This window comes from Streptococcus oralis, assembly GCF_023109195.1.
GTDB classification, from domain to species: Bacteria; Bacillota; Bacilli; order Lactobacillales; family Streptococcaceae; genus Streptococcus; species Streptococcus oralis_BV.
In genome coordinates this window covers 1,507,553-1,531,084 of sequence record NZ_JALDUB010000001.1, presented here as the reverse complement: position 1 = coordinate 1,531,084, position 23,532 = coordinate 1,507,553, and the positions used below count along the sequence as shown (strand labels likewise).

Below are 23,532 nucleotides of genomic sequence, written 5' to 3'. Positions count from 1 at the left end.
ACCATAGTCCGTACGGGATTCGAACCCGTGTTACCGCCGTGAAAAGGCGGTGTCTTAACCCCTTGACCAACGGACCTTGAGCTTTTCAACTCTTTCTATTATACCTACTTTTTTACCTTTGTCAAGGACTTTTTTCAGTGAATTTGATTTTTTCTTTTCTTCACTAACTTAACCACTGCTTCTGTCCGTGCAGTGTGGGGAAACATATCGACCGACTGGATATACTGGAGGTCATAGACTTTTACTAATTTAACTAAATCTCGCGCCAAGGTCGAAACATTGCAGGATACATAGACCATTTTTTCTGGAACATAGGTCAGAATAGTATCCAACAGCTTATCATCTAAGCCTGTACGAGGAGGGTCGACTATCAGGGCATCCGCTCGGTAGCCATCACATTAGAACATAAAAAGAGAGGTTGAACCTCTCTAAATTTATTTTTCTTCACTCATTTTTGATTTTACTTCATCATAAGATAGTGCATGGGATTCCTCTTCTACTGTCTCAGGCATTTTTCCTGTTTCGTAAAGAGATTTAATCTGTGTACTATCTAATGTTTCGTATTTCAACAATGCTTCTGCAATCAACTTATGAGTTTCACGATTTGACTGAATGATTTCAGCTGCTTTGTTTCGTGCCTCATTTAATAATGAACGAACTTCCTCATCAATCTCATAGGCTGTTTGTTCTGAAATTGATTTTTGAGGACTTTGTGCACCAAACATAGCATGATTACCTTCGTATTGAACTGGGCCAAGTTTTTCACTCATACCGTATTCAGTGACCATTGCACGCGCCATCTGTGTAGCTTGTTCAAAGTCATTTGAAGCTCCTGTCGTTTGGACATTGAAGATAATCTCTTCAGCTACACGACCACCCATCAAACCTGCCAATTGCTCTTTCATGTCTTCTTTAGATAGAAGCATTTGATCCTCTTTCGGAAGTGCAATCATGTAGCCGCCTGCACGTCCACGTGGTACAATGGTAACTTTATGAACAACACGGGCATTTGACAAGACTAAACCAACAATGGTATGTCCAGCCTCATGATAAGCAACCAATTCACGTTCTCTTTGTGATACTGTTTTATCTTTCTTAGATGGTCCAGCAATCACTCTGTCCTCTGCCTCATCAATATCTGAAGCATCAATAATTGATTTGTTGCGACGAGCAGCAACTAAGGCCGCCTCATTTAGAACATTTTCCAAGTCAGCTCCCACAAAACCTGGAGTTTGTTGGGCAACTAATTTCAAATCAACATCTTCTGCTAGAGGTTTGTTTTTAGCGTGAACTTTCAAGATTGCTTCACGACCTTTAACATCAGGGCGACCAACTAAGACTTTTCTATCAAAACGTCCTGGACGGAGAAGAGCTGGATCTAGAACATCTGAACGGTTCGTCGCAGCGATAACGATGATTCCTTCATTTCCCTCAAAACCATCCATCTCAATCAAGAGTTGGTTCAAGGTTTGTTCACGTTCATCATTACCTCCACCAAGACCGACACCACGTTGGCGACCAACGGCATCAATTTCATCGATAAAGATGATGGCTGGCGCTGCTTTTTTTGCATCCTCAAAAAGAGAACGAACGCGGCTTGCACCAACTCCGACAAACATTTCTACAAAGTCAGAACCTGAGATACTAAAGAATGGAACACCTGCTTCCCCAGCAACTGCCTTAGCAAGTAATGTCTTACCTGTTCCCGGAGGTCCCTCCAAAAGAACACCTGCAGGAATACGCGCACCAAGTTTTGTAAATCGTTTTGGATCTTTTAGGAATTCAACAACTTCTACTAATTCTTGTTTTTCTTCCTCGGCACCTGCAACATCTGAGAATCGTACCTTGATATCTTCTTTGTTAGCAGCTTTGGCCTTGCTACGTCCAAAACTCATTGGATTTCGGCCACTATTTCCTCCCATATTTCCCATCATAGAGAATAGGAAGAAGAAGAGAATAGCAAATGGGACAACAGACACAAGGATATTGATCCACATACCGCTTGAACTCTCATGTTTGACTGTTACTTCTGCCTGATGTTCAGAAGCAAGTTTTTGCAATTCTGAAACTGTTGAATCAGATGGAAGAATAGTACTTGAGAATCTTTCTACTGTTGTAGCTGTAGGAGTGAAAAATTGAATTCCTGTTTCTTCTTTACTAGTCTTAGGATTTTTATAAACACCAGACACTTCAATGATACTGCCATTTGGCTGATAGGTTAATTCTTTTACATTGTCTGCTGTAATTTCTTTTACCAGTTCTGTATAGTTAATTTTTTCGCTTCGTCCAGCAGTATTTCCAGAGTAAAAATACTGGAATCCTGTCACTAGGAAGAAGATAATTAACAAGTAGAGAAATGGATTTCTAACTAAACCATTATTTTGTTTTTTCATTAAAGATAGATCTTTCTAATTTGAATAAACTTCTTCTTTCAATACTCCAACATAAGGAAGGTTACGATAATTTTCTTTATAGTCCAAACCATAACCTACTACAAACTCATTTGGAATAGTAAAGCAAGTATAATCCGCTTCAATTTCAACAACACGTCCCTCTGGTTTGTCTAACAAAGTCGCGATTTTAACAGAAGCTGCTTCTCTTGCAATAAACATGTCTCTCAAATTCTTCAAAGTTTGACCTGTATCGATGATATCCTCTACAAATAAAACATGTCTTCCTTTGATATCTTGAGTCACATCTTGCTTGATATTGATGACACCACTACTTGCTGTTCCACCATGGTAACTAGATACCATCATGAAGTCCATCTCGATATGCGTATCAATATGTTTGACCAATTCAGCCATAAAAGGAATTGATCCTTTCAGAATTCCAATAAGAATTGGATTTTTCCCCTCATATTCTTTTGTTAGTTGCGCACCTAGCTTTTTAGCTGCTTCTGTAATTTCATCATGTGAAACGAGGATTTTTTTAATATCGTGTTCTAACATCTTTTTACCTATCTATTTTTTCTATATAAATCACAGTGTTCATTATATCATTTTTAGTGTTTTTACTCAAATCACTGGTCGCAATTCCTGAAATTGAGACAATTTCTCCAAATTGCTCAATAATAGGGGTTATTTTTCGTTTTTCAATAGGGATTTTTAAATCTATAAATAAGCGTCTCAGTTTCTTTCGATGACCATTCAGGATAATAACATCGCCAGGTTTTCGACATCTAATATGTACAGATGTTTCCCGTGAAACCGTTACTTTTTGAACAAAATCCCCTTCAATAGGGATGCCAAAGGAAAATAAATAGCCCATATATCGAACTTGATTTTGATAGTGTAACACAAGTTCATCTTCCTTTTCATCAGCCTGTGGACTGATTTTGCAAACTCGAAAATTCTGATACTCTTTTATCAATTCATAGCCATTTTTAAGAGAATGACGATACTGGCTTTTAGTTGCTAAAATCTGTCGAACTTCATCAAACTGAGCCTTCGTCAGATTTAAGTCTGGGAATTGATTAAGATAGTTCTGGAGCAAGATTCCTTGAGTTTGTTGAGAGTATGAAAATAGCTCATTCAAATCTTCCACATCAATTTGTTTAGAAAGTTCCGTTATTGTTGCTTGGTAATCTGAAATTTCCCTTCCTAAATCTAAAAGGGCGGATTTAAGACGAGGATTTTCTTTTTCAAGTTCTGGTAAATATCTATTCCGAATGCGATTGCGAAAATAGGTATTTTCCTGATTTGTTTGATCTTCGAAATGAAAAATTAGTGGAAAATCCTTTTTATGAAAAGGCAACAAGGGACGGAGAATTTCAATTCCATCAACTACCTGACTTTCTTTTATTCCTGTTAAATGACGGAGCCGACTTCCTCGAATCAAGCGCATCAAAATCGTTTCAACCTGATCATCTGCATGGTGGGCAGTGACCAAGGCTGTCGCTCCAACTTCTTTCATGATTTTCCTAAAAAAATCATAACGAAACTCTCGAGCACGCGCTTCTGAAAAGTCTCCTGAAAAGCTTGTGATATAAATAGGAAGTTCAGCTGCATCAGCTAACTTCCTTAGTTCATTTTCCTCCCAGTCAGACTCACTTCTCTGCTTGTGATTGACATGTGCTACAATCAACTCAATTCCCAACTCATTTTGATAAGTAGACAATAGATGGTATAAAAACATCGAATCCAGTCCACCAGACAGAGCTAATAAGACTTTCGAATGTTTTTTGAAATACTCTTTTCGGAGAAAATGATTTAAAAAATCCTGGTCCCTCATTTTAGAACCTCATAGACATCCTTAGCTATCTTAGCAATAGTATCATAATCAGAATTTTTGGTGAAAATGGAAAGAACGAAAGGAGAATCCGTATAGACAATGGCAGTGTCATGTTTAAACTCATCGGCATCTCCAATTTTATGAGCTACCTTAACCGAAACACCTTTTGCGATTCGTTGGTTGTCAAAATCGGTCTTACCTAGAGACTCTAAGACAAAACCATTCTGATTATAAATAGCTTCCATGACCTTTCCAGCCATTTTTGAAGAAGTCAGTTTATCATTCACATCCCAATCTTCACCCATAATAGTGGACATTTTTTCTTTAAAAGCTCCGTCAGATTGATTGGTCACGTAATAACCTAAAATATTATGAGCAACATTGTCAGACTCTTTTGTTACCTTGGTAATTAACTGTTGAAGACTGTATTCTTTGTTATCTTCTTTTTTAGGTAAGCTACCACTACCTTCTGGTTTATAGGACCCAGGGAAACTATTTACTTCCGGGATATACTTGAAGCTACTGTCTAGCGTATATTCCCCTTGATTTATCTTATCTTGAGCGTAATAAAGGTAGGATAGTTTCAAGATGCTAGCTGCATAGAGTTTGCTGTCTTCATTCACCCCAGCCTCTTTACCCGTGTTCAGCTGTTTAACATAAATAGAGTAATTTTCATTCTGATAGTTGTTTGATAAGATTTCTTGAACCTTCTGGATGCGATTATCTTCTTCTGAAACGAACTCTTTTGATACCCACCCAACTTGATCAATATGAAGAAATTCTTGTCCCTCAGCAAAGAGGGTTCTATCCACTAGTACGTGTTGATAGGGGGAGAGGGTAGAAGAAATTTCTTTAGCATCATAAGGGCTGTTATAGATAACAAACCCTGGTTCCAACCATACTTGTCTATTTTGAGTTTGAACATGACTTTGATCATAGACCAACCGCTTATCTGCAAGGATAAACTGATGATTGTCTAATTTAAAAACAGGAACACCTTGTCTATTCAAACGCCATTCTACGATTTTAAAGGCGGTTTCAGGAGTTAATTTACCAGACTCCTTGACAAGATCCTCATTAGCATAGAGAGTTGTTTCACCATATACCATTGGGGTTTCCAGTGTTTCTTTATAGTAGAACCCATAGTCAGACTCAGTTAGATAATAAATTTCTTGCGAAGAGTAAGGAAGCTGTTTTTCTGTGCTAACTACTCTTGAGGTTATGATAAAAGCAGGTAGCAATAAAACTACTAAGAACTTACGCATTCTTCTCTTCCCTTTCTTCTTGTAATCGTAATAAATGATTTTTAGCTGCTAATTCTTCTAGTTTTTCATCTGATAAACTTAAAAACTGTTCAACAACTTCTAATAAATTTTCCATGACATTACCTCGGAAGCAAATCAGGAATTGTATAAATCGCTTCTCGTTTCTTTGAGTAATAGTACTTGGCGCGTGCATATTTTGCTACATAGTCTTCGTCTTTCAACTTTGCAGCAAAAGCAGATTCCTTGTCCTTTTCATCACTGAGAGTTTGGTACTGCTCTTTCAACTCTGTTAATTGCTGACGTCGTTGCAGTAACTGATCATAGCTTTGGGCCAAGTTATAAGTTGGTAAAATAAACAACAAGATCATCAAAATAAGGACCCAACCCATAAAACGATTTCGTTTTTGTCTCTCCTTCATCAGGTAACGACGACGTTGATGTTCATTTTGAATAAAAGAATTATTCATCTGTACAATATTTTTAGACATTTTCTTCTACCCGTGTTTCACTGAGAATTTCATACATGCCTGCTGCATCTTCTTTTTTTGTACTATCTTTCATTTCTAGTACTTTAACAAGCAACAACTTATTTCCAAAGCGAATTTCAACTTGGTCATCAACTTTCAAATCCGTTGAACTTTTGGCCAAAATTCCATTTACCTTGATTCTACCTTTATCTGCTACTTCTTTTGCGACTGTACGGCGCTTAATAATTCGTGATACTTTTAAATACTTGTCTAATCTCATTTTTATTACCTCAAATTATTATTGTACCATTTTTATCCTTTTTATAGAAGAAAAATGTTAAATGGGATTTGCTTCCTTTGATTCTTTTATCTCTAATAAACTTTCTCCAAAAATCAGCAAACCTTCTAAAATTTCATAATCCTTCTTGTTTCGGACATCAAATACAACTTCCATTAATCCCTTATTCTCAGCTATAGCTGCTTTTAAGTTCGTTGCAGATAAGGCTTTAAAATAATCTTGAGCCAAGAATAGTCGTTGAGTGACTTTTTCAAATTGAACTGTAATCTTGTTATCTTTTCTTTCCACACGTTCTACAAAGACCTTGTCCAAATATGACTTAACCAAACCAATCTCTAAAAGGTAGGCTACTACATCTGGGTATTCTCCAAATCGATCCATCAATTCTTCTTGTAGTTCTTCATAGTTGACACGATTGTCAATTTGACGAATTTTCTTGTAAATTTCAATCTTATGTCGTTGGTCAGAAATATAAGTATCAGGAAGATAAGCATCAATTTGTAAAATCAACTCAGCATTTCCTTTGGTTCTTTTATTCCCATTACCGTTCCGTTTAGCAATAGCTTCCTCTAATAACTGTGAATACAATTCAAAACCAACAGAATCAATGAAACCAGACTGCGATTTTCCTAGGAGATTTCCTGCTCCCCGAATCGAAAGATCTCGCATAGCAATCTTAAATCCTGAGCCTAATTCTGTAAATCCCTTAATCGCTTCTAATCTCTTCTCAGAAACTTCACTAATTGATTTTTCTGGACGATACATGAGATAAGCATAAGCAATACGATTACTACGACCGACTCTTCCTCTTAATTGATACAAGGTTGACAAGCCCATATGGTCTGCATTTTCAATAAATAAGGTATTGGCATTTGGAATGTCTACCCCTGTCTCAATAATAGTAGTCGTCACCAAAATATCATACTGACCTTCAATGAAATCAAGTAGAGTATTTTCCAACTGAATTTCACTCATTTGTCCATGAACATACCCAATCGAAGCCTCTGGAACCAACTCCTGTAATTCTGAAACCTTCTGGTCAATCGTGTCAACTTTATTGTAAAGATAGTAAAGTTGACCTCCACGCTCCATTTCACGCAAGACAGCATCACGAATGACACTATCATTCTTCTCTAATACATAGGTTTGAACAGGATAGCGATTGGTTGGAGGAGTTTCAATAACAGACAAATCTCGAATTCCCAGCATAGACATGTGGAGAGTACGAGGGATTGGCGTTGCTGTCAAGGTTAGAACATCTACTTGTTTTTTTAGTTCTTTCAAAGTTTCCTTATGCTTAACCCCGAATCGCTGCTCTTCATCAATAATCATCAAGCCCAAATCAGAAAACACCACATCTTTTGACAAAACACGATGCGTTCCAATCAAAATATCAACTTGACCATTCTTTAATTTTTCAAGTGTTTCTGCCTGCTCTTTTTTACTTCTAAAGCGACTCAACACATCAATATTAACAGCAAAATTTTGGAATCGTTCCTTAAAATTCGTATAGTGCTGTTGCGCTAAAACCGTCGTTGGAACTAGAACGACCACCTGTTTGTGATCATTGACTGCCTTAAAAGCAGCACGCATTGCTACTTCAGTCTTCCCAAAACCAGCATCTCCAACCAAAAGTCGATCCATGGGGTGAGAATCCTGCATATCTCTCTTGATTTCCTCAATACTGCGAAGTTGATCATCTGTTTCAACATAAGGGAAAGCATCATCAAAAGCATGTTGCTCATCATCATCAGCTGAGAAAGCAAACCCCTTCAACTGACTACGCTCAGAATAAAGCTTGATTAAATCGTCAGCTATATCCTCTACTTGGTTCTTAACTTTTTGCTTGGTCTTTTTGAAATGACCGTCATTTAATTTATTGAGTTTAGGAGGTTTCCCATCACTTGAAACATATTTGGACAGTAACTGAACCTGCTCTACTGGGATGGAGATTTGGTCACCATTTTGATACTGTACACTGACATAATCACGGTGAATCCCTTTGATTTCAATTGTTTCAATCCCTAGATATTGACCAATTCCATGAATATGGTGAACAACGTAGTCCCCTTGTTCAAGTTCATTATAATCTTTTAATCGCTCTGCGTTTGAAGCATGTTGTCTTCGAAAACGACGTTTTAATTTCTTTTGAAAAATCTCATGTTCAGTAATCAAGAGAATTTTTTCATCTACAAAATGAAAACCATGTCTTAGATTACCCTCAATCAAGTTTACAGATTCTTTACAGATACTTGACTTATCTCTGGAATCCAATTTGATCTGATATTCCTCTAAAACATCCTCCAACGTCTTACTTCCCATTGAATTGCTAGACTGCAAAATAATAGTGTAGTCCATTTTTTTGTATCGCTCAATTTCTTCTTTTAAAAATGAAAATTGATTGAAAAACTCTTGCATTGGGTATTGATTAAATTGATAAATGTGATCAAACTTGAGGTTTCCTAAGCCCTTTTGCAGATTAGAGAAAAAGGTAACTGGACTTTGTTTTTTATAGGTTTGCTCTGTATCTGCAAAATACTGCATCTCGGAAAATGATTTACCATTCTGTAAATCTTCTGTAAAGTATTGCGCTAATTCTCTTTCAAAGGCTTCATACTGATTCATCAATTTTTGATAGTCATCAAAGAATACTGGTGTATCTTTTTCAATATAATCAAATACAGTCCATGCTTTATCGTAACATAAGGACAAAAACTTTCGACTATCTGAATGTACTTGTTTTTGATGAAAACTTGACAAAATATCTTCCAAATATGATTTTAAAATTGGTGATAGAGTCTTTGAAATTTGCTTTTCTAAAGCTGACTGTCCTCGTTGATAATCTTTTTCTCTCAAAAGTATGTCGCTAGCTGGAAAGATAGTGAGGTTTGTCTGATTTTCTTTCGATAATTGTGTTTCGACTTCAAAAGTACGAATACCATCTACTTCATCGCCAAAAAACTCGATTCGGAAAGGTTCTAACTGAGACATCTCAAAAATATCTAAAATGTCTCCTCGAATACTAAACTCACCTTGTGTCTGTACTTGAGTAACTTTGCGATAGCCTATTTCCTTTAATTTGTGAAGAAGGTAATGTTGATCATATTCTTCACCGACTGCAATCCTTATAATACTTTCTTTAAATCTAGTCGGAGAGGGTAAAATTAACCGACTCGCTGCGATATTACAAACTAAAATCCCTTTCTTAGACGGATCACTCAAAAAACGCAAGGCCTCAACCCGCGAAATGATTTTTTCTTGCGAAGACATCAAAAACTCTACCATAGGAGAGTCATCAACCAAAAATGGATAGACAAGTTCCTCTCCTAAGAGAGAAAGAAGATCACTAATAATTCGTTCTGCTTCTCCATAAGTTGAAGTCAGTAACACAATCTTATTTTCTTTTTCTAGACTGCTTGCAATTGCAAGAGCCTTGGTAGAAGTTGATAAACCAAGTATTAGTTGTCTTTTCTTATCTATCAGATTTTGATGCCATTTTTTTATCTGGTCATTTTCTGAGAATAAATCTAATAAAGTCACCATTTAACCGTTATACCTCTGCATTGTTTTCTCAAAGTTTTTCTCTTGTAAATAGTAGTTTACAGCATCGTCAACCTTGTCAATAGACTGTAAAATACCCACATAGTCATCCTGATCAAACTTACTTAAAACATGGTGAACCACTGACATACCTTTTTTAGGTCTTCCGATACCTATTTTAACACGATTAAAGACTTGAGTACCTATATGTTGAATTATAGACTTAATGCCATTATGACCACCAGCCGATCCCTTTGCTCTTAAACGAATTTTCCCAACTTCCATGTCAAGATCGTCGTAAATAACGAGTAAATCTTCAATATCCAAACCATAGTAAGTCAATAAAGCATGAACTGCTTTTCCACTTTCATTCATAAAGGTCGTTGGTTTGACCAGATAAATTTTTTCGCCATTAAGAAAAAAAGATGCTAGGTCAGCTTGAAATATCTTGTCATGTGTAAAGGTGACATTTTGTTTTTTAGCTAGTTGGTCAATCAACATAAATCCAACGTTGTGCTTAGTTTCAAAATATTTATCCCCTGGATTTCCCAATCCTACAAGTAATTTGGTCATTTATTTTTCCTTTCAAAAGCCAAAAGGGTTGGAATTTTTTTTCCAACCTAATTGACACTATTTATTAAATATTATTAAACGTTAAAGCGGAATTCCATGATATCGCCATCTTGAACGATGTATTCTTTTCCTTCTTCACGTAAGCGCCCAGCTTCTTTTACAGCCTTTTCAGATCCATATTTTACTAGATCCTCATATGACATGGTTACTGCACGAATAAAACCTTTTTCAAAGTCTGAGTGGATAATACCAGCTGCTTGAGGAGCTTTCATCCCTCGCTTAAAGGTCCAAGCACGGACTTCTTTTTCACCAGCTGTAAAGTAAGTTCCAAGCCCAAGCAAGTGATAAGCTGCACGAGTCAACTTGTCAACGCCTGATTCAGTCAAACCAAGTGCTTCAAGAAACTCTTGCTTATCCTCATCGTCTAACTCAGAAATTTCTTCCTCAGCACGCGCGGAAATAACGACTACTTCAGCATTTTCTGTCGCTGCGAATTCACGAATTTGCTTCACATATTCGATAGAATCTGGATCTGAAACTACATCCTCATCTACATTAGCAACATAAAGAACTGGTTTAGTAGTTAAAAGGAAGAGACCTTTGACTACTTTTTGCTCTTCATCTGTAAATTCAATAGTACGTGCTGATTTTCCATCTTCAAGGACTGGTTTAATCTTTTGAAGAACATTAAATTCTGCTACTGATTCTTTATCTTTTTGCGTACGTGCCATCTTTTCTACACGTGCATAGCGTTTATTAACTGATTCTAAGTCAGCAAGAATCAACTCTAGGTTAATGGTATCAATATCTGCAAGTGGATCCACAAAGGCGTCTTCACGTCCTTGCTCGCGCATCACATTTTCATCATCAAAAGCACGAACTACGTGAACAATCGCGTCTACTTCACGGATATTGGCCAAGAATTTATTACCTAGACCTTCTCCTTTTGATGCTCCTTTTACAATCCCTGCAATATCTGTAAATTCAAAGGTTGTTGGGACTGTCTTTTTAGGTGTAATCATTTCTGTTAGTTTTTGTAGGCGTTCATCTGGAACTTCCACCATCCCAACGTTTGGATCAATAGTCGCAAATGGGTAGTTTGCCGCCTCTGCTCCTGCTTTTGTAATTGCATTAAAAAGGGTTGATTTACCAACGTTTGGCAAACCAACGATGCCTGCTGTTAAAGCCATAGTTTCTCATTCTCCGTTCTCATTTCAATCCCTAACATTATAACACAAAAAGGGAAAACTTGCTAACCCTCTAACTAAGGGTTCTTAGTCAATAATCTTATTCATTTTTCGTTCAAAATCATAGCGACTCATCATGACAAGGTGGTCACAATTGCTACATTTGATTTTGATATCTGCCCCTACACGTGTGATTTCCCAACGATTGGCCTTTTTACCTGTTGACTTGATGGTGCAAGCATGTGGTTTTTTCATTTCAACAAAATTTCCAACTTGATACATACTACTCTCCTTTTCTTTTTCGATTATATCATAAAAGAGGCGAGCCAGGCTCAACCTCTTTCACTTAATTTGTTCGAACTGGTGTAATAAGCTGCATGAAGTCTTCGTCAGTATCTGCTGGCACAAGAGTAAATGGACGAACTGCTGAGATAAAGCTAATAGTAACCTTTTCGCTATTTAAAGCCTTGAGGGAATCAATCAAGTAAGTTGGGTTAAAACTAATAGTTAAATCATCCCCGGTCACCTGCTCCGTATCGATTTCTTCGTTTACTTTACCAACCTCTGGAGAGTAAACATGGGCGCTAACAACTCCACCTTTAATTTCAAGCTTCACAGTACCATTTTGAGTCGCACTTGATAAGAGACGTGCACGCTCCATAGATTGACGCAAATTAACCACATCAAAAGTAATTGTAGTGTTAAAGTCTGTTGGAATCAAGCGATCTGTATCAGGATAATTACCTTCTAGGAGACGAGTGTAGAAGCTAATATTTTCGCTTCTAAAGAGGATTTGATTATTTGCAAAGAAAATCTCTACAGTTTCAATATCATCTGTAAATACCGCTGAAAATTCGCGTAGAGAGCGGCTAGGAATCACCACATCGAAATCATCTCCATTTTTTTCAAGAGTCAATTTCTTCTGGCTAAGGCGGTGTGAGTCTGTCGCAACTGTTTTTAGTTCCTTGTGTTTGCTCAATACAAAATGAACACCTGTTAAGATGGGACGACTTTCTTGCGTACTTGCAGCAAATGCTGTTTCATTGATAATTTTCTTGAGTAGTTTTGTTTCAAGAACCAAAGGTGTGCTAGCTGAAATTTCTTGGATACGAGGATACTGTTCGCTATCTTTTCCTTTTAGGGTAATTTCTGATTTCCCACTGGTTAAGACAATTTGTTTTTGTTCAATCTCTTTGAAATCTAGCGTTACATCTGGAAGACTAGATACAACATTGATAAAGAAAGAAGCTTCAAGAAGAATCGAACCCAAAGAAGTGATCAAGAGACCAGCATCCTCATTCTTTTGAGAAATGAAATTTTCAATAGAAATTTGACCGTTTGAGCCAATTAAAGTAATCCCTTCATTGGTAACGTCAATTTTGATTGTTGATAAAATTGGAATAGCATTTTTAGAGCTTATTGCTCGTTTTGTGGTATTTAAGGCTTGTAGAAATAAATTTTTATTAATTGAAAAATGAATCATGGATTCTCCTTTATTTATTTTTAGTATTAAAAAGTTAATAGTAATAATAGAGTGTGTGAATTCTGTGGAAAACTGAGTGCTATTTAGTAAACTTAAGCTTCTAAGCTTGTTTAAAAAATGTGGATAAAAAAGATAAGAAAGGAAAACTTATCCACAAGCTACTTAATTTTCTTTTTGATTGCTTCTATTTCTAAACGTAAATTATCGTCTTCGTCAATCAATGATTTGATTTTAGCATGGGCATGAATAACGGTGGTGTGATCCTTTCCGCCAAATTCTTTTCCGATTTTTGGAAGACTGTTATCTGTCAGTTCTCTAGCTAGATACATAGCAACCTGACGTGCCAAAACGATGTTCTGAACTCGTCTCGTCCCCTTCATTTCTTTGACACTCACTCCATAAAAATTACCAACTTCAGTTTGGATTTTCTCAATTGGAATAACAAGTATCTGGCGGGCGTCTTGCTTACGTGCTCTAATAGCTTCCGCAGCAATATCAATAGTAATATCCTTAATCTTCTTCACTCTGGCAATTAAAGTGATATCGTTGATTGCTCCTTCCAATTCTCGAACATTTGAATCAAATTGGCCAGCCAAGTATTCCAGAGTATCACTTTGGAAATGGTAATCCAAGTGCTCTGTTTTACTTTGAAGAATGGCGATACGTGTCTCAAAGTCAGGAGGGGTGATATTTTGCGTCAATCCCCAGCTAAAGCGTGTAACAAGTCTTTCCTCAAGGCCTTCTAGGTGTTTAGGACTTCGATCACTGGTTAGGACAATCTGTTTCTGCTTATCATGAAGAGCATTGAAGGTATTGAAAAATTCTTCCTGGGTCGCAACTTTTTTGCCACTGAGAGATTGGATATCATCGATTAACAAGAGATCAAGACTACGGTAAGTCTTTTTGAACTTTTCCATTTCCCCAAGTCGCAAGTGTTCAAGAAAGTCATTGATAAAGCTTTCGGCAGGAATGTACTTGACACGCGCATCAGGAATATTTTTCAAAATCTCATTTCCAATCGCATTGAGTAAGTGAGTCTTTCCAAGACCAGGTCCTCCATAGATGAAAAGAGGATTATATGTCAGAGCTAAATCTTCAGATACCGCTAGTGCAGCAGATACCGCCCAAACATTCCCATCACCTTGAATAAAGTTATCAAAGGTATATTTTTCTTTTAACCCTGTTTCAGAATAGGGAATCGTTGGTAGTGCAGGTGTATAATCGTAAGTAGAGACACTATTCGTATCATTTACTTGAGGAGATTCTGTGCTCTGAGGTTTAGTGAAAATATAGTGAGGTTTGATTTCAGAATCATAAATTTCAAAACCAGCAGCAATGATAATATCTTTTAATTGCTTTTCCCACACCATTTCCATCTCTGATCTCGGTAGAAATATAGTAGCTGTGTTTTCTTCTACTTTGATGAGTTCAGCAGGTGTAGCATAGAAATCATACATAGATCGTGTCAATCTTTCTTGAGCAAATTCTAAAATACGATTCCAAAATTGCTTTTCTTTCAACTAGTTTTCCTCCTTTACTATGATTTTAGTAGTTTAGTGCTAGACTTATTTTACCATAGATAGTAGGATTTTTCCACAGATTGGGGAAAAGAATCCACAATGTTAGCAGTGTTTATCCACAGGTTGGGGATAAATAGAAAAATCCTTGATTTAGTAGGCTTTTTGATAAAAAAATTGGTGGATAAATTTGTGGGTTGAGAAAATAAAAGAACAGCCTTATTTCAGGCTGTTAATAATTCTATCGTATTCTTCTTGACTTGAAAAGGAGATAATAATCTTTCCGGTATCTTTTTTTGAAAGTTTTATTTCTACACTTAAACCGAGTAGTTTTTTTAATTTATCTTCTTCGTCTTTGATGAAAGAATCACTTTTTTTTTGCTTCTTGTGTTTTTTCTCTGTAAGAAGTGCTTCTAGCTTTCTCACAGAGATGTCTTCATTTTTAATTAGTTGAAAGAAATAGTCTTGCTGCTCTTTGTCCAAACCAACTAGTGAACGTGCATGCGCTTGAGAAATTTTTCCATTTTCTACTTCAGTTAAGATATATTCTGGTAGGGAAAGTAAACGAATAAAATTAGTGATATAAGGACGAGATTTCCCCATTTTATCCGCTATCTCAGTGTGAGTAAATCCTTTTTCTACTAAAGATTCGTAGGCGCGTGCTTCTTCAATAGGATTTAAATTTTCTCTCTGCAAATTCTCAATGATAGATTGGATCATCATTTCCTGATCTGAGAGGTGCTTTACAACGGCTGGAATAGAAGTAAGACCAGCTAAGAGAGAAGCCCGATATCGTCTCTCTCCTGCAAGGATTTCATAACCAATTACAGGAGATTGACGAACGATGATTGGTTGGATGAGCCCATTTTCTTTGATTGACTGAGCTAATTCCTTTATTTTATCTGCATCAAATTCTTTCCGAGGTTGGTAAGGATTCTTTTGTATTTCAGAGATAGAAATCATTTCAAATTTTTCCATGATTCTACACTAACATATCTTTTACTTTCTGTAAAGTTTTCTTTACACTGATGTCAATTAAGACTCTAAATCACTAGAATTCTTATCTAGTTTAATTGAGGTTGTTTCCTCCTTACCATTACGGTAGTAGGTTACTTTGATAGTATCTCCAATAGCATGATTGTAAAGAGCGTGTTGTAGGTCTGTTGATGAAGCAATCTCTTTATCGTCAACTTTGGTAATGACATCGTATTTTTGAAGATGTCCATTTGCTGGCATATTGTTTTGAACAGATCGAACAACTACACCTGAAGTGAGGCCACTTGGAATGTTAAGTTTTCTAAGATCACTAGCTCCAACATTTGACAGATTAACCATTTGAATTCCAAGAGCTGGACGAGTCACTTTACCATTACTTTCAAGCTGTTTAATGATATTTTGTGCATCGTTTGAAGGAATTGCAAAACCAAGACCTTCTACAGATGTTCCACCATTACTTGCAATTTTACTTGATGTAATCCCAATTACTTGTCCTTGAATGTTTACAAGTGGACCACCAGAGTTACCAGGGTTAATGGCTGTATCTGTTTGAATGGCTTTTGTTGAAATAGCTTGACCATCTTCAGATTTTAGAGAAACATTTCGATTAAGACTTGAAATAATCCCCTGTGTAACTGTATTAGCATATTCTGAACCTAAAGGACTACCAATAGCAATCGCTGTTTCTCCAACACTAAGTTGACTTGAATCTCCAAATTCTGCGACTGTTGTAACTTTTTCGGAAGAAATTTTAACGACAGCAATATCAGAGAAGGTATCAGATCCGACAATTTCACCAGGAACCTTAGTACCATCTGCTAAGCGGATATCAACTTTTGAAGCTCCATTGATAACGTGAGTATTAGTTACAAGATAGGCATCTTTATCATCCTTTTTATAGATAACACCTGATCCCTCACTTGCGATTTGTTGATTGTCTGAATCAGAATTAGTTTCGTCAGCATTAAATACACTACTTTGTCTACTGCTAGAAGAAGAATAAGTAATGATTGAGACAACAGCATCCTTAACTTTATTTACTGCTTGAGTGGTTGAATTTTCATTCTTATAGGATGTTTGAGTGACAGTGCCAGAATTATTATTTGTAGCTTGATTTCCTTGTTTTTGATAAAGTTGTAATGTTACGAAACTTCCTAAGGCACCACTTAAAAATCCGATTAGAATGATTATTAGAACTTTAACTCCTTTTTTGTAAAATTTTTGTAAGTGTTTCATAAACGCCTCCGTTTGTTATTTATTTACTCAGATTATAAACCTATTAACTTAATCCAAACTTAAAAGCTTAAAGTTTTACACAAGTTGTGGATAACTCGCTTTATTCTGTGAATTCACTAGTAATTTTGAATGATTTTTGTGTGTATAAGATGTGAAATGAAGTGTGGATATGATAGAATAGAAGAATGAAAATAAAAATTGTAACAGTAGGAAAATTAAAAGAAAAATACCTTAAAGATGGAATTGCTGAATATACCAAACGAATTTCACGTTTCGCCAAATTAGAAATGATTGAGCTCACTGATGAGAAGACACCTGACAAAGCCAGTGAATTAGAAAATCAAAAAATCTTGGAAACAGAAGGTGAAAGAATTCTTTCTAAGGTTGGAGAAAGAGACTTTGTCGTTGTACTAGCCATTGAAGGAAAAACATTCTCCTCAGAGGAATTTAGTAAGCAACTAGAGCAAGCTTCTATCAAAGGATATTCAACGCTTACTTTTATCATTGGAGGAAGTTTGGGTCTAGCTCCTGTTGTAAAAAATAGGGCCAATCTTTCTGTCAGTTTTGGCCGTCTGACATTACCACATCAGTTAATGAGATTGGTTTTAGTTGAACAAATTTACCGTGCTTTTACAATTCAACAGGGTTCTCCTTACCACAAATAGAAGATTGACTTAGCTCTTGTTTTTTGATAGAATGGTCATGTTAGGTCTCATAGCTCAGCTGGATAGAGCATTCGCCTTCTAAGCGAACGGTCGCAGGTTCGAATCCTGCTGGGATCAATTTTAGATGCGAAGCTGGGGTAAATCCCAGCTTTTTTCTTAAAAAAGTGCGTTTCAGGTGCAAAAATGTACAGTTGGGAAGAATTTTTTCTTACATGGTCTTCATTTTGTATAATAGGTGTGTAAGTTAACTTACAAGAAAAAATAATACAGGAGATTTCATTATGAAAAATACAGTAAAGTTGGAACAATTTAAAGAGGTAACAGAGGCAGAATTGCAGGAGATTCGGGGTGGAGATTGGAGAATTTCAGAAACAATTCGTAATCTTATTTTTCCAAGAAGAAAGTAATGAAATAAAGGTAGAGAGTAATGGATTTATTTGGATTAGGGATAGCTATTTTTTATTTTCTCATCATTAGCAAAAGTTATGAATGGATTTGTAAAATAAATAGAAAAGAACAAATTGTTTTTTTCTGTTACACATGTATCTCAGTTTTTATACTTGAAGAAATTATTACACTAGTATTTTCTAATAGTTTTGCTTTGTCTAAATTTTTATTTCCTTTGGTTGTGTACCTTTATTTAAGAAAGTTAAAGAAGTCTGAAAAATACAAAGCTATTTTTATCAGTTTACTACTGTCTTTATTATATCACAGTACTCATACTTTTATATCCGTAACCTTATCTTCTATAACAGGAGATGAAGTAGTATTACATTATAAAAGTACATTTCTTTTAGTAGTATTGTTGATGACTTATTTTTCTATTCTAATAATAATTCGTTATTTTCATCTGGATATTAAATATTTTGATAAAGATTATCTGTACCCTTTTTTAAAAAAAGTAATAGTTGCTTTCTTTGGTTTGCATATCTTATTATTTATTTCAGATATAGTAAGTACAACTCATCATTTAAATAGCTTCGGAAGTATTTTATCAACCATTGTTTTTATTTGCTTGTTATTGATTTTCTTTGCAATGAATTCTCACAAGGTTCAAATTGAAAAAGAGATTGCTCTAAAACAAAAGAAATTTGAACAAAAGCATTTACAGACTTATACTGATGAAATTGTGGAGTTGTATAATGAAATTCGAGGTTTTCGTCATGACTATGCAGGGATGCTTGTCAGCATGCAAATGGCGATTGACAGTGGAGATTTACAAGAAATTAACAGGGTTTACAATGAAGTTTTAGTAAAAGCAAATCAGAAATTGAGGTCAGAAAAATATACTTACTTTGATTTAAATAACATAGAAGATTCAGCTTTACGAAGTTTAATTGCTCAATCGATTGTCTATGCACGAAAAAATGATGTAGAGTTTACATTGGAAGTAAAGGATATCATTACTAGACTGTCAATAGATTTACTTGATCTTGTTCGTATCATGAGCATTTTATTAAACAATGCTGTTGAAGGTGCTGCAGATAGTTATTTGAAACAAATGGAAGTTGCAGTCATTAAAATGGATTTTGAAACAGTTATAGTTATCCAAAATTCATGCAAAATCACTATGACACCTTCAGAGGATCTATTTGCCTTAGGTTTCTCTACCAAGGGAAGAAATAGAGGTCTAGGACTCAATAATGTCAAAGAGATTTTAGATAAGTATGACAACATTATCTTAGAAACTGAGATGGAAGACAACACATTTAGACAAATTATTAGATTTAAGAGGGAATTCGAATGAAAGTATTAATTTTAGAAGATGTTATTGAACATCAAGTGAGACTAGAGAGAATATTAAATGAAATCTCGGAAGAATCGAATATTCCTATTTCATATAAGACAACAGGAAAAGTTCGTGAGTTTAAGGAATATATCGAAAATGATGAAGTAAACCAGCTTTATTTCCTAGATATCGATATTCATGGAATCGAGAAAAAAGGCTTTGAAGTGGCTCAGTTTATCCGTCATCACAATCCTTATGCTATTATTGTCTTTATTACTAGTCGATCTGAATTTGCTACCTTAACGTACAAATACCAGGTATCAGCCCTAGATTTTGTTGATAAAGATATCAATGATGAATTGTTCAAAAAACGCATCGAGCAGAGTATTTTTTACACTAAGAGCATGCTGCTTGAAAACGAAGATGTTGTAGACTATTTTGATTACAACTATAAAGGAAATGATTTGAAAATTCCTTACCATGACATTTTGTATATCGAAACCACAGGAGTTTCTCATAAACTTCGGATTATTGGTAAGAATTTTGCTAAAGAATTCTATGGAACTATGACAGATATTCAGGAAAAGGACAAACATACCCAGCGATTTTATTGCTCCCATAAATCTTTCCTTGTCAATGTGGGAAATGTGAGAGAAATTGATCGAAAGAATTTAGAAGTTGTTTTTTATGAAGATCATCGTTGTCCTATTACCCGTTTAAAAGTCCGCAAACTAAAAGATATTCTAGAGAAAAAATCTAAAAAGTGATTGACAATTAGTAAGAAATTGATATAATGGTTATATCTGCTACAGATAGATGGTCCGTTGGTCAAGGGGTTAAGACACCGCCTTTTCACGGCGGTAACACGGGTTCGAATCCCGTACGGACTATTTTATCCGCCATAGCTCAGTTGGTAGTAGCGCATGACTGTTAATCATGATGTCGTAGGTTCGAGTCCTACTGGCGGAGTTAGATAAAAAGAACACCACTGGTGTTCTTTTTTAGTTTACATCACCTAACATTTTCATAAGGAAGTCTGTCATTTCTTGCGGACTTTCTTTTTTTCCGTGAGCAATCCAAGTCTGGCAAACACCAAATAGAGCATTTGTTAGATAAATGCTACTGTATTCTAATTCAATTGGAGTGAGTTGTAGTTTCATAAAGCGTTTCTGAAGGTCGGTGCTAAGCATGATGTGAAGCTTATTTCTCAAGAAATTTTGGATTTCTTTTGTCCCATTTTCAGATAAGAGTGCAGCTAATAGTGGCTCAGACTCTAAATATTCAAACACTTCTAAAATAGCATCTCTTTTGTGATGAGCATGTTTTTGGAAAATATACTCAAAGGTATGAAATAGCATACTTTGGTAGAGTTCAATCATATCATACTTATCCTTGTAGTGAGTGTAAAAGCTGGAACGACTAATTCCGGCTTTTTCTGCTAACTTGACAGTAGAAATTTGATCAAAGGGCTGGTCCATCAATAATTGAACCATGGCATTTTCGATAATTCGTTTTGTTTTTAAACGTTTGTTACTTTCTTTCATAATTCCTCCTTGTGAACAAAAATAGACTATGTGTCTAAAAAAAATTTTTTACCTTGTAATTTAGATTTTTTGATGTATAATCTATTATATCAAAATTTTAGACAATATGTGTAAAAAAGGAGGGAACATGTTTAAAGAATGGAAAGCAATATTTAAAAAACCGACCTTTATCATTGTAATGATAGGGATTTCTTTCATTCCAGCTCTATACAACATTATATTTTTATCATCCATGTGGGATCCATATGGTCAAGTATCGGAGTTACCTGTGGCAGTTGTCAATAAAGATAAGGAAGCTTCTTATAATGGACAGGCAATGACAATAGGTGAAGACATGGTGTCTAATTTAAAAGAAAATAAGGCTTTAGATTTTCACTTTGTTAATGAAGAGGAAGGAGAAAAAGGACTAGAAGATGGTGACTACTACATGGTAGTGACTTTACCAAGTGACTTATCTGAAAAAGCTACTTCTATCCTAACGAATCATCCTGAACAGATGCAGATTGATTATCAGACGTCAAGTGGGCATAGCTTTATTGCAAGTAAGATGAGTGATTCTGCAATGACACAATTAAAACAAACCGTCTCTACTAATATTACTGAAACGTACACTAAGGCTTTATTTCAAAAAATGAATGATTTGAAGTCTGGAATAAATAAAGCAGCTGAGGGAAGTGAACAATTGGCTAATGGAGCCGATCAGTTGGTGACGGGAAGTCAAACGTTGACGACAAGTCTTAATACTCTAGCTAATTCAACTGTAACTTTTTCAACTGGAGCGGATCAATTTACAAAAGGCTTATCTAGCTATGTGTCTGCTATAGAGCAATTACATACTGGTTTAGGAACTTTTAATAGTGGTTTACAAAGTTATACGAATGCTGTCTCACAAGTTGACACTGGACTTGGTCAATTAGCTTCAAAAACTCCTGAGTTGGTGACAGGTGTAAATCAGCTAAATACAGGTATAAAGTCTTATACAGGTGGCGTTTCACAACTGGATACAGGTCTCAATCAATTTTCAGTTGGTGTAAATGCTTATACAAGTAGTGTGAAAGAACTTTCTAACGGAACAAGTCAATTATCCAATCAATCAGATACACTAAGAGATGGAATGGAGCAATTAAATACTGGTATTAAAGAAATTTCAAGTCAATTAGAGTCCTCATCTCAACAAAGTGAAGAAATAGCGCAATTGGCAACAAGCTTAGGAGAACTAAATAAAACACTACAAGCTCTTACAATATCAGATGACACTCAACTGAAAAGTAAATTTTCAGAAGCTTTGCCAAATCTAACAACTCTTGCACAGGATATTGTGACTAAAAGTCAGACAGAACAAGAGAAAACTATTGCTAACCTTCAATCAACAGCTACTTATCAATCTCTCACAGAGGAACAAAAGAAAGAACTGACTGAAGCTGTTTCTAAAAATTCTAATTCTACGATTGAGTCAGCAAAAACAATTTTAACGACAGTAGGGGGATTAAAAGAAAGTATAGAGAATTCAGAACAACAAGTATCTAATCTATCTGATGTGCAGACGAAAGCAAATCAACTCTTACCTGCAGCATCTAGCTCCTTGACAACCTTGTCAAATGGATTTGCAACATTACAAACTTCTGTAAATAATAAGTTAGTTCCTGGAAGTCAGTCAATTGAAAAAGGAGTTGTAAACTACACTAAAGGATTGGATACTATTTCTATAGGTGCTAATCAACTAAGTGAAAAGAATGCAAGTTTAACAACTAGTCTGGATCAATTAGTTTCTGGATCAAGTAAGTTAACAGAAAATACATCAACCTTGACAACTGGAGTAGATGCGTTAGCTGGAAAAGCTCCAGAATTAGTATCAGGTATAGAAAGTTTGTCATCTGGTTCTGCTCAATTGAATAATAAGAGTCCAGAGCTAATAGCAGGTCTTACTAAATTACAATTTGGCTCTGGTCAATTAACAGATAAATCAACACAGTTACTTTCTGCAGCATCTCAACTAGGAAGTGGTGCCATGAAGATTGCAGATGGTGCTGGAAAACTAGCAGATGGTGGAACAACCTTAACCTCTAGTCTTGAAGATTTACAGACGGGAGTTGATTCATTAGGACAAGGATTAGGCAATGCTAATAATCAACTCAAATCAGCTTCAACAGAATCTAAAAATGCAGAAACATTATCTGAACCTCTAGTTCTCTCAAAAACAGATAACGACCAAGTTCCTGTAAATGGGATTGCCATGGCTCCTTATATGATATCAGTTGCTCTTTTTGTTGCTGCTATATCTACCAATATGATTTTTGCTAAGTTGCCTTCTGGACGTCATCCAGAGAGCCGTTGGGCTTGGTTGAAGTCTCGTTCTGAAATAAATGGGATTATAGCTGTCTTAGCAGGTGTTTTAGTTTATGGAGGTGTCCATCTTATTGGATTGACTGCGAACCATGAGATGAGGACCTTGATTCTAATTGTAATCACAAGTTTAGCTTTCATGTCTATGGTGACAGCTTTAACAACTTGGAATAGCCGTATAGGAGCTTTCTTCTCTCTTATTTTACTTTTATTACAGTTAGCATCAAGTGCAGGGACCTATCCCCTTGCTTTGACAAATGATTTCTTTAAGGGTGTCAATCCTTGGTTACCAATGAGTTACTCTGTATCAGGTTTACGACAAACAATCTCTATGACAGGAAATATTCATCACCAAGTGATTTTCCTTATTATAACACTAGCTTTATTTACTGCTTTAGGTATGCTAGCTTATCAACCTAAGAAAATGGAAGAAGATTAAAAAGATTGACCAAGGAA

The 23,532-nt window shown here is 35.7% G+C and carries 21 protein-coding genes, 4 tRNA genes and 1 pseudogene; 8 read left to right on the top strand and 18 right to left on the bottom strand.

Annotated elements, in window-relative coordinates; all coding sequences use genetic code 11:
• Positions 1-4: 4 nt before the first annotated feature.
• From M1F65_RS07305 to htrA, 17 genes and pseudogenes are all read right to left on the bottom strand, one after another.
• Positions 5-76: transfer RNA gene (locus M1F65_RS07305), tRNA-Glu, on the bottom strand.
• Between the two features lie 58 nt (positions 77-134).
• Positions 135-395, bottom strand: a pseudogene (locus M1F65_RS07300) (23S rRNA (uracil(1939)-C(5))-methyltransferase RlmD); the annotation flags it as partial.
• A gap of 39 nt (positions 396-434) precedes the next feature.
• On the bottom strand, positions 435-2,393 hold the full coding sequence (gene ftsH, locus M1F65_RS07295; RefSeq protein ID WP_125441456.1) for an ATP-dependent zinc metalloprotease FtsH: 1,959 nt from the start codon (positions 2,391-2,393) through the stop codon (positions 435-437).
• Positions 2,394-2,408: 15 nt separating this feature from the next.
• Positions 2,409-2,951 carry a hypoxanthine phosphoribosyltransferase gene (gene hpt, locus M1F65_RS07290; protein WP_000889402.1) on the bottom strand — a complete coding sequence of 181 codons (543 nt, stop codon included), beginning with the start codon at positions 2,949-2,951 and terminating at the stop codon, positions 2,409-2,411.
• A gap of 4 nt (positions 2,952-2,955) precedes the next feature.
• A complete protein-coding gene (tilS, locus tag M1F65_RS07285; protein WP_247925689.1) occupies positions 2,956-4,233 on the bottom strand; it encodes a tRNA lysidine(34) synthetase TilS in 1,278 nt (425 codons plus the stop codon).
• A complete protein-coding gene (locus M1F65_RS07280; protein ID WP_247925688.1) occupies positions 4,230-5,498 on the bottom strand; it encodes a serine hydrolase in 1,269 nt (422 codons plus the stop codon). Before M1F65_RS07280 ends, tilS begins: the two co-directional genes overlap by 4 nt.
• Entirely contained in the window at positions 5,491-5,613 is a 123-nt protein-coding gene (locus M1F65_RS10025; RefSeq protein ID WP_000429343.1) for an SP_0009 family protein, read from the bottom strand. The genes M1F65_RS07280 and M1F65_RS10025 overlap by 8 nt, the downstream gene beginning before the upstream one ends.
• Positions 5,614-5,617: 4 nt before the next feature.
• Complete coding sequence (locus tag M1F65_RS07275) at positions 5,618-5,986, bottom strand: septum formation initiator family protein (RefSeq protein ID WP_000041922.1); 369 nt, start codon at positions 5,984-5,986, stop codon at positions 5,618-5,620.
• Positions 5,979-6,245, bottom strand: coding sequence for an RNA-binding S4 domain-containing protein (locus M1F65_RS07270; RefSeq protein ID WP_001234975.1), 267 nt, complete (start codon positions 6,243-6,245; stop codon positions 5,979-5,981). The genes M1F65_RS07275 and M1F65_RS07270 overlap by 8 nt, the downstream gene beginning before the upstream one ends.
• A gap of 57 nt (positions 6,246-6,302) precedes the next feature.
• A complete protein-coding gene (gene mfd, locus M1F65_RS07265; RefSeq protein WP_247925687.1) occupies positions 6,303-9,806 on the bottom strand; it encodes a transcription-repair coupling factor in 3,504 nt (1,167 codons plus the stop codon).
• Positions 9,807-10,376: an aminoacyl-tRNA hydrolase gene (gene pth / locus M1F65_RS07260; RefSeq protein ID WP_061453864.1), complete on the bottom strand. Its 570-nt coding sequence runs from the start codon at positions 10,374-10,376 to the stop codon at positions 9,807-9,809.
• Positions 10,377-10,450: 74 nt separating this feature from the next.
• Positions 10,451-11,566, bottom strand: a complete 1,116-nt coding sequence (gene ychF, locus M1F65_RS07255; protein ID WP_001218702.1) for a redox-regulated ATPase YchF — start codon at positions 11,564-11,566, stop codon at positions 10,451-10,453.
• 84 nt (positions 11,567-11,650) lie between these two features.
• Entirely contained in the window at positions 11,651-11,845 is a 195-nt protein-coding gene (locus M1F65_RS07250; protein WP_000285184.1) for a DUF951 domain-containing protein, read from the bottom strand.
• 64 nt (positions 11,846-11,909) lie between these two features.
• Positions 11,910-13,046 carry a DNA polymerase III subunit beta gene (gene dnaN, locus M1F65_RS07245; RefSeq protein ID WP_247923897.1) on the bottom strand — a complete coding sequence of 379 codons (1,137 nt, stop codon included), beginning with the start codon at positions 13,044-13,046 and terminating at the stop codon, positions 11,910-11,912.
• A 158-nt stretch (positions 13,047-13,204) separates the two neighbouring features.
• A complete protein-coding gene (dnaA, locus tag M1F65_RS07240; RefSeq protein ID WP_000660625.1) occupies positions 13,205-14,566 on the bottom strand; it encodes a chromosomal replication initiator protein DnaA in 1,362 nt (453 codons plus the stop codon).
• Positions 14,567-14,782: 216 nt separating this feature from the next.
• Positions 14,783-15,541 (bottom strand): ParB/RepB/Spo0J family partition protein, encoded by a 759-nt coding sequence (locus M1F65_RS07235; RefSeq protein WP_084945029.1) that lies wholly within the window; start codon positions 15,539-15,541, stop codon positions 14,783-14,785.
• Between the two features lie 57 nt (positions 15,542-15,598).
• The gene (gene htrA, locus M1F65_RS07230; protein WP_042903085.1) at positions 15,599-16,795 is read right to left on the bottom strand and encodes a serine protease HtrA; all 1,197 of its coding nucleotides are present in this window, start codon (positions 16,793-16,795) and stop codon (positions 15,599-15,601) included.
• 185 nt (positions 16,796-16,980) lie between these two features.
• On the opposite strand from htrA, the gene rlmH reads away from it, so the two are divergent.
• From rlmH to M1F65_RS07195, 7 genes are all read left to right on the top strand, one after another.
• Entirely contained in the window at positions 16,981-17,460 is a 480-nt protein-coding gene (rlmH, locus tag M1F65_RS07225) for a 23S rRNA (pseudouridine(1915)-N(3))-methyltransferase RlmH (protein ID WP_042903084.1), read from the top strand.
• 43 nt (positions 17,461-17,503) lie between these two features.
• A tRNA-Arg gene (locus tag M1F65_RS07220) sits at positions 17,504-17,577 on the top strand.
• 164 nt (positions 17,578-17,741) lie between these two features.
• The gene (comC, locus tag M1F65_RS07215; RefSeq protein ID WP_000799678.1) at positions 17,742-17,867 is read left to right on the top strand and encodes a competence-stimulating peptide ComC; all 126 of its coding nucleotides are present in this window, start codon (positions 17,742-17,744) and stop codon (positions 17,865-17,867) included.
• Between the two features lie 20 nt (positions 17,868-17,887).
• Positions 17,888-19,207: a competence system sensor histidine kinase ComD gene (gene comD / locus M1F65_RS07210; RefSeq protein WP_049490808.1), complete on the top strand. Its 1,320-nt coding sequence runs from the start codon at positions 17,888-17,890 to the stop codon at positions 19,205-19,207.
• Positions 19,204-19,956: a competence system response regulator transcription factor ComE gene (gene comE / locus M1F65_RS07205; protein ID WP_000866079.1), complete on the top strand. Its 753-nt coding sequence runs from the start codon at positions 19,204-19,206 to the stop codon at positions 19,954-19,956. The genes comD and comE overlap by 4 nt, the downstream gene beginning before the upstream one ends.
• A gap of 51 nt (positions 19,957-20,007) precedes the next feature.
• A tRNA-Glu gene (locus tag M1F65_RS07200) sits at positions 20,008-20,079 on the top strand.
• A gap of 5 nt (positions 20,080-20,084) precedes the next feature.
• A tRNA-Asn gene (locus tag M1F65_RS07195) sits at positions 20,085-20,158 on the top strand.
• 32 nt (positions 20,159-20,190) lie between these two features.
• On the opposite strand, the gene M1F65_RS07190 is transcribed toward M1F65_RS07195, so the two are convergent.
• Positions 20,191-20,733, bottom strand: coding sequence for a TetR/AcrR family transcriptional regulator (locus M1F65_RS07190; protein ID WP_000665081.1), 543 nt, complete (start codon positions 20,731-20,733; stop codon positions 20,191-20,193).
• 127 nt (positions 20,734-20,860) lie between these two features.
• Between M1F65_RS07190 and M1F65_RS07185 the strand changes: the two genes are divergently transcribed.
• Positions 20,861-23,515 (top strand): YhgE/Pip family protein, encoded by a 2,655-nt coding sequence (locus M1F65_RS07185; protein WP_247925686.1) that lies wholly within the window; start codon positions 20,861-20,863, stop codon positions 23,513-23,515.
• Positions 23,516-23,532: the final 17 nt, after the last annotated feature.